Genomic DNA, 6,941 nt, shown 5'->3' on the forward strand with positions numbered 1-6,941 from the left:
GTGCCGCCGATGCCCGTCGTCGACGCCATCCAGGCGGGCGCGCAGGTGGTCCTGCCGCAGTCCGCCCCGCTGGGCGGCGCGCTGGTAGAGGAGACGGCGCTCATCGCGCGTTGGCTGGCGGCGCCGGGGGTCCGCATCGTGCGGGTCAGCGACGGCGACGATGCAGCGGGTTGGTGTTCGCCAATGGGATCCGCCGGGCGGTGGGCCGAGTGGGCCGCATCGGCGCGCTCGGCGCGACTAGCCGCCGAACAGGCCGTCACGAGCCGGGATTCAGAGCTGCTGACCGAACCGCACCCATCGCGCGAGCAGCTGTTCGGCGGCGCCACTGTCGATCGCGTCGGCGGCGCGGCTCAGCCCGTCTTCCCACGCCGGCAGCCACTCGGCGCGGCTGGATAGCCCGGCATGGGCGACGATCGCACCCGCGGCGTTGAGCACGACGGCGTCGCGCACCGGGCCCTTCGCGCCGGCCAGCACCGAGCGGGCCTCCGCCGCGTTGGCCGTGGCATCACCACCCAGTAAATCGTCCAGATCGGCGCGGGCGAACCCGAACCCGGCGGGGTCGAAGCTCAGCTTGTCCACGGTGCCGGCCTGCACCCGCCAGATCGTGCTGGTTGTCGTGGTGGTGAGCTCGTCGAGGCCGTCGTCGCCGTGTACCACCAACACGCTGGACTGGCGCGCGGCGAAAACCCCCGCCATCACCTCGGCCAGGTCGGCGAACGCACAGCCGATCAGACCCGCTCGTGGTCGTCCCGGATTGGTCAGTGGCCCAAGCAAATTGAACACTGTCGGCACGCCAACTTCGCGCCGCACCACCGACGCGTGCCGGTACGACGGATGGAACTGCGGCGCGAAGCAGAAGCCGATCCCGACTTCGGCGACACTGCGTGCGACGTCGTCGGGATCCAGGTCGATGCGTACCCCCAGCGCCTCGAGGGTGTCAGCGCCGCCGGCCAGCGAGGACGCCGCCCGGTTACCGTGCTTGACCACCGGAACGCCGGCCGCCGCCACCACGATCGCCGCCATGGTGGAGAGGTTGACGGTGTTGACACCGTCACCGCCGGTGCCGACCACATCGACGGTGTCGGTTCCGATCTGCTCGGTGGGCAGCCGGCGGGCGTGCTGAAGCATCACGTCGGCCAGCTCGGTGACTTCCGCGGCCGTCGGAACTTTCATTTTCAGCGCCACCGCGAAGGCCGCGATCTGGGCCGGCGTCGCGGATCCGGTCATGACCTGCTCCATGGCCCAGCGGGCCTGTCCGCGTGACAGGTTCTGGGCCGCGGTCAAGACCGTGAGGATCTGCCGCCACGACGACGCCTCGTCCGGGGGCCGCGGGGATGACCCGGGTGCTGACACCGCCACATCGCAGATGGTCCCATGGCGATCGCAAGCGCGGCGAAGCCGGGCGCAGCGGGTCGCCATGCGAAAGCCCCAGCCGATCGCAAGCGCGGCGAAGCCGGGCGCAGCGGGTCGCCATGCGGAAGCCCCACCCGATCGCAAGCGCGGCGAAGCCGGGCGCAGCGGGTCGCCATGCGGAAGCCCCACCCGATCGCAAGCGCGGCGAAGCCGGGCGCAGCGGGTCAGGTAATTGCCGCCCCGGGTGGAGATTGACAACTACAAAGCGTCATACTTGCGGATGTGACGGGTGCGGTAGGGACCTCGGGTACAGCTATCACGGCGCGCGTACATTCGCTCAACCGCCCCAACATGGTCAGTGTCGGCACCATAGTCTGGCTTTCCAGCGAATTGATGTTCTTTGCTGGGCTGTTCGCGATGTACTTCACCGCGCGCGCTCAGGCCGGCGGCAATTGGCCGCCGGCGCCGACCGAGCTGAACCTCTACCAAGCCGTCCCGGTCACGCTGGTGCTGATCGCCTCGTCGTTCACCTGCCAGATGGGGGTTTTCGCGGCCGAGCGCGGCGACGTGTTCGGGCTGCGCCGCTGGTATTTGCTCACGTTTGCGATGGGGTTGTTCTTCGTCCTGGGACAGGGCTACGAGTACCGCCACCTGATGAGCCACGGAACCACGATTCCCAGCAGCGCTTACGGCAGCGTTTTCTACCTGGCCACCGGCTTTCACGGTCTCCACGTCATCGGCGGGCTGATCGCCTTCATTTTCCTGCTGGCCCGCACCACGATGAGCAAGTTCACCCCGGCTCAGGCGACCGCGTCGATCGTCGTCTCCTACTACTGGCACTTCGTCGACATCGTTTGGATCGCCCTGTTCGCCACGATTTATTTCATCCGATGAGCAGCGCGCGTAAGGACAGGAGTGCTCGGTTGAAGAGACTGGGGTTGACCCGATCGCTCAGTGACCGGGCGCGACGTCGCCTGCGTCGCCGTTTGTCCGCGGGACTGCTGCTGGTGGTGGCACTTTCGGCGGCCGGCGGGCTGGCGGCCGTCTTGACCCCTAGCCCACAAGTGGCTGTCGCCGACGAATCGTCCTCGGCGCTGCTGCGGACCGGCAAGCAGCTTTTCGACACCTCGTGTGTAACCTGCCACGGCGCGAACCTGCAGGGCGTACCCGACCGCGGACCGAGCTTGATCGGCGTGGGCGAGGCCGCGGTCTATTTCCAGGTATCAAGCGGCCGGATGCCGGCGGTGCGCGGCGAGGCCCAGGCGGTCCGCAAAGACCCGATCTTCGACGGCCCGCAGATTGACGCACTGGGCGCCTACGTGGAAGCCAACGGTGGCGGGCCCACCGTATTCCTCAACCCCGACGGCAGTATCGCGATGCATTCGCTGCGCGGCAATGACATTGGCCGCGGCGGCGACCTGTTCCGGCTGAACTGCTCCTCATGCCACAACTTCACCGGTAAGGGTGGCGCGCTGTCGTCGGGCAAGTTCGCGCCCGACCTGGAGCCGGCCAACGAGCAGCAGATCCTCGACGCGATGCTGACCGGTCCGCAGAACATGCCGAAGTTCTCCGACCGTCAGCTCTCCTTCGATGCCAAGAAAGACATCATCGCCTACGTGAAATCCGTTACCGAGGAACGCAGTCCGGGCGGCAACGGCCTAGGCGGCTTCGGGCCCGCCCCCGAGGGCATGGCGATGTGGATCATCGGGATGGTCGCCGTCATCGGAGCGGCACTCTGGATTGGGGCACGATCGTGACCGACGACGCGAAAGGCACCGGACAGCCCACCGATGCCGAACTGAACGCCATGTCGCGCGAGGAACTCGTCGATCTCGGCGGCCGGCTGGATGGTGTGGAAACCGTCTTCAAGGAGCCGCGCTGGCCGGTAGCCGGCACCAAGGCCGAAAAGCGTGCCGAACGCCTGGTAGCGACCTGGCTTTTGCTGGGCGGGTTCTTCGGGTTCGCGTTGCTGCTGGTTTTCTTGTTCTGGCCGTGGGAGTACAAGCCGCGCCATGAACAGGGCAGCTTCTTGTACACCCTGACCACCCCGCTCTACGGCCTAACCTTCGGGCTGTCGGTGCTATGCATCGCCGTCGGCGCTGTGCTGTTCCAGAAAAAGTTCATCCCCGAAGAGATTTCGATTCAGGACCGCCACGACGGCGCGGGCTCCGGATCCGCCGAAATCGACCGTAAGACCGTGGTCGCCAACCTGACCGACGCTTTCGAGGGTTCGACGCTGCGGCGTCGCAAACTGATCGGCCTGTCGCTGGGCGTCGGGCTCGCCACGTTCGGACTCGGCACCCTCGTGGCATTTGCCGGCGGCCTGATCAAGAACCCGTGGAAACCGGTGGTGCAGACCGCCGATGGCAAGAAAGCCGTGTTGTGGACCTCGGGCTGGACGCCACGTTTTCACGGCGAGACCATCTTCGTGGCCCGAGCCACCGGCGAAAGTCTGGGAGCGCCGTTCGTCAAGATGCGCCCCGAAGACATCGAAGCCGGCGGCATGGAGACGGTCTTCCCTTGGCGCGAGTCCGACGGTGACGGCACCACGGTGGAATCACACGAGAAGCTGACAGCCATCCTGACCGCCGTCCGTAACCCGGTGATGCTGATCCGTATCAAGCCCCCCGACATGTCGCGGGTGGTCAAGCGCAAAGGCCAGGAGAGCTTCAACTTCGGCGAGCTGTTCGCCTTCACGAAGGTCTGCTCGCACTTGGGTTGTCCCTCATCGCTTTACGAACAGCAGTCCTATCGCATCCTGTGCCCTTGCCACCAGTCGCAGTTCGACGCGTTACATTACGCCACACCGATTTTCGGGCCGGCCGCACGCGCGTTGGCACAACTGCCCCTCACCATTGACGCCGATGGGTATCTAGTCGCCAACGGCGACTTCATCGAGCCTGTCGGACCGGCATTTTGGGAGCGCACAACATCATGAGTCCGAAACTGAGTCCCCCGAAGATCGGCGATGTCCTGGCCCGTCAAGGCGAGGACATCGACTCGCGTTATCACCCCTCGGCTGCGGTGCGCCGCCAGCTCAACAAGGTCTTCCCGACGCACTGGTCGTTCCTGCTCGGTGAGATCGCGATGTACAGCTTCATCATCCTACTGTTGACCGGCGTCTACCTGACCTTGTTCTTCGACCCCTCCATGAACGACGTCACCTACAACGGCGTCTATCAGCCGCTGCGCGGCGTGGAAATGTCGAAGGCGTACGCGTCCACACTCGACATCAGCTTCGAGGTGCGCGGCGGCCTGTTCGTTCGCCAGATCCATCACTGGGCCGCTCTGATGTTCTCCGCGGCCATCATGGTGCATCTGGCGCGCATCTTCTTCACCGGTGCGTTTCGCCGGCCCCGCGAGGCCAACTGGGTCATCGGTTCGCTGCTGCTGATCCTGTCCATGTTCGAGGGCTACTTCGGCTACTCACTGCCCGACGACCTGCTGTCCGGTATCGGGCTGCGGGCCGCGCTGTCGTCGATCACGCTGGGTATGCCGGTGATCGGCACCTGGCTGCACTGGGCCTTGTTCGGCGGTGACTTCCCTTGCGGCGGTGTAGGAAACGATTGCACCGCGGCCGGCTACATCATCCCCCGCCTGTATGCCCTGCACATCCTGCTGATCCCTGGGATCATCCTGGCGCTGATCGGCGCGCACCTGGCCTTCGTCTGGTTCCAAAAGCACACTCAGTTCCCCGGCCCTGGCCGCACCGAACACAATGTCGTCGGCGTGCGGGTGATGCCGGTGTTCGCCGTGAAATCCGGCGCCTTCTTCGCGCTGTGCACCGGGCTTCTCGGCCTGATGGGCGGCCTGCTGCAAATCAACCCCATCTGGAACCTGGGCCCCTACAAGCCATCCCAAGTCTCGGCCGGCTCGCAGCCGGACTTCTACATGATGTGGACCGAAGGCCTGGCCCGTATCTGGCCGGCGTGGGAGTTCTACATCGGCCACCACACCATTCCCGCGGTGGTCTGGGTCGCGATAATCATGGGCCTGGTTTTCGTCTTGCTGACCATCTATCCGTTCCTGGAGAAGCGGTTCACCGGCGACTACGCCCACCACAACCTGCTACAGCGCCCACGAGATGTGCCGGTGCGCACCGCAATTGGAGCCATGGCGATCGCCTTCTACATGGTGCTCACGCTGAGCGCGATGAACGACGTTATCGCGTTCAAATTCCATATCTCACTCAACGCGACAACCTGGATCGGCCGCATCAGCATGGTCGTGCTGCCGCCAATCGTGTACTTCATCGCCTACCGGTGGGCCATCGGCCTACAGCGCAGCGACCGCGCAGTGCTCGAGCACGGCATCGAAACCGGCATCATCAAACGCTTGCCGCAAGGCGCCTACATCGAACTGCACCAGCCGCTCGGCCCCGTCGACGATCACGGCCACCCATTGCCGCTGGAGTACCAGGGCGCCACCGTGCCCACCAAGATGAACCAACTCGGGTCGGGCGGCTCGCCGGGCTCCGGCAGCTTCCTGTTCGCCGACCCGGTATCCGAAGACACCGCGCTCGCCGAAGCCAGCCACGCCGCCGAACAACGCGCCCTCACCGCACTGCGAGAGCACCAGGACGGCAGCAACGGCTCACCGAACGGCCAGAACGGCCACCACTAGCTGAAGATCTCACGCGGCCAGCGTGCGGCGCACCTGCCGCACCTGGCGCCACGGGACTAACGGCATGACCAGCGTGATGAATCCGGCGATCCCGTAGCTGGTCCACGAGAAGCCGTCGTGGCCAATCGCCATCAGGTACGTTGCCACCGCGACCGCGAGCAGCGCTGCCCCCATCGTGCCCATCAATGCGGCGGTGCCGCGCAACCAGATCCGGTCTACCGCCGCGTCCGGCAATGCCGACCGTAACGTGGTCAACCGCTCGGTACGGCCCGCCTGGCTGATGGTCCGCGCGGACGTATTCAGGGACGGGATCGGCTGCCCACTCACGGTGCGCGCTGAGGTCACCGCCGATCGCGCGACCGGCCCGTCTCGAGTGACGCGCCGGGCGCGCAACAGCATTGGGATGGCCGCCAGGATGACGAGCGCAGAGATGACGATGATCGCGTAGAGCAACGACGACGCGTGCGGATTCCCTCCTGCGTCGTGGAAGCCGCGGCCGAGGTCCATCAGCGCGACGATGGCCGCAACGCTCATCCCCACCAGTGCCAGCCAGACGGCGGCGCACGACCCGACCAGGATGCGATCGCCAGTAACCGGCGCGACCCTGTTCCACGGACCCCAGGCTCCGGAGTACCTGTCGGCCATTAGCAGCTCGCTTGCGGTTGGTTGTTCTCGTTCGCCGACAACACCGTTCCATCACTGGCGGTGATCTTGCAGTTGAGCTTGCTCAGCCGCAGCAAGCTGGTCGCCTCTATGGAACCAACGTCGGACGCTGATATCGGGGTGAGCGTGATCGTCCACGGGATGTAGACGTTGGGCAGGGTCCTTCGCATTCCAGAGGCATCGGTGTAAGTGATCGTGATCTGGTCGAACGGCGCCTTGGTGCCGGTCACTGAATACGTGTACTGGCGAGGCGCGGCGGGGGCGCTCGGCGGCGGCGGTGCGGGTGCCGGGGCCGGTGCAGG

7 protein-coding genes are annotated in these 6,941 nt (G+C 65.9%); 4 read left to right on the forward strand and 3 right to left on the reverse strand.

Translation table 11 applies throughout. The annotated features are described in order from the left end of the window. Positions 1 to 270: 270 nt before the first annotated feature. On the reverse strand, positions 271 to 1,359 hold the full coding sequence (gene trpD / locus WAN71_RS24830) for an anthranilate phosphoribosyltransferase (RefSeq protein WP_422227872.1): 1,089 nt from the start codon (positions 1,357 to 1,359) through the stop codon (positions 271 to 273). Positions 1,360 to 1,635: 276 nt separating this feature from the next. Between trpD and WAN71_RS24835 the strand changes: the two genes are divergently transcribed. From WAN71_RS24835 to WAN71_RS24850, 4 genes are read left to right on the forward strand one after another with little or no spacing between them, the layout of a single operon-like run. Continuing rightward, complete coding sequence (locus WAN71_RS24835) at positions 1,636 to 2,247, forward strand: cytochrome c oxidase subunit 3 (RefSeq protein WP_422227873.1); 612 nt, start codon at positions 1,636 to 1,638, stop codon at positions 2,245 to 2,247. Positions 2,248 to 2,276: 29 nt separating this feature from the next. After that, positions 2,277 to 3,110, forward strand: a complete 834-nt coding sequence (locus WAN71_RS24840; protein WP_422227874.1) for a c-type cytochrome — start codon at positions 2,277 to 2,279, stop codon at positions 3,108 to 3,110. Then, entirely contained in the window at positions 3,104 to 4,291 is a 1,188-nt protein-coding gene (locus tag WAN71_RS24845; protein ID WP_422227878.1) for a ubiquinol-cytochrome c reductase iron-sulfur subunit, read from the forward strand. Before WAN71_RS24840 ends, WAN71_RS24845 begins: the two co-directional genes overlap by 7 nt. Further along, complete coding sequence (locus WAN71_RS24850; protein ID WP_422227875.1) at positions 4,288 to 5,976, forward strand: cytochrome b; 1,689 nt, start codon at positions 4,288 to 4,290, stop codon at positions 5,974 to 5,976. The genes WAN71_RS24845 and WAN71_RS24850 overlap by 4 nt, the downstream gene beginning before the upstream one ends. 9 nt (positions 5,977 to 5,985) lie before the next feature. Here the strand turns inward: WAN71_RS24850 and WAN71_RS24855 are convergent, their stop codons facing one another. Both WAN71_RS24855 and WAN71_RS24860 read right to left on the reverse strand, forming a co-directional pair. Continuing rightward, positions 5,986 to 6,621 carry a DUF2561 family protein gene (locus tag WAN71_RS24855; protein WP_422227876.1) on the reverse strand — a complete coding sequence of 212 codons (636 nt, stop codon included), beginning with the start codon at positions 6,619 to 6,621 and terminating at the stop codon, positions 5,986 to 5,988. After that, the coding region (locus tag WAN71_RS24860; RefSeq protein ID WP_422227877.1) for an MmpS family transport accessory protein at positions 6,621 to 6,941 on the reverse strand (321 nt) is incomplete at its 5' end. The genes WAN71_RS24855 and WAN71_RS24860, both read right to left, overlap by 1 nt.

The organism is Mycobacterium sp. (assembly GCF_049280035.1).
Lineage (GTDB): Bacteria > Actinomycetota > Actinomycetes > Mycobacteriales > Mycobacteriaceae > Mycobacterium.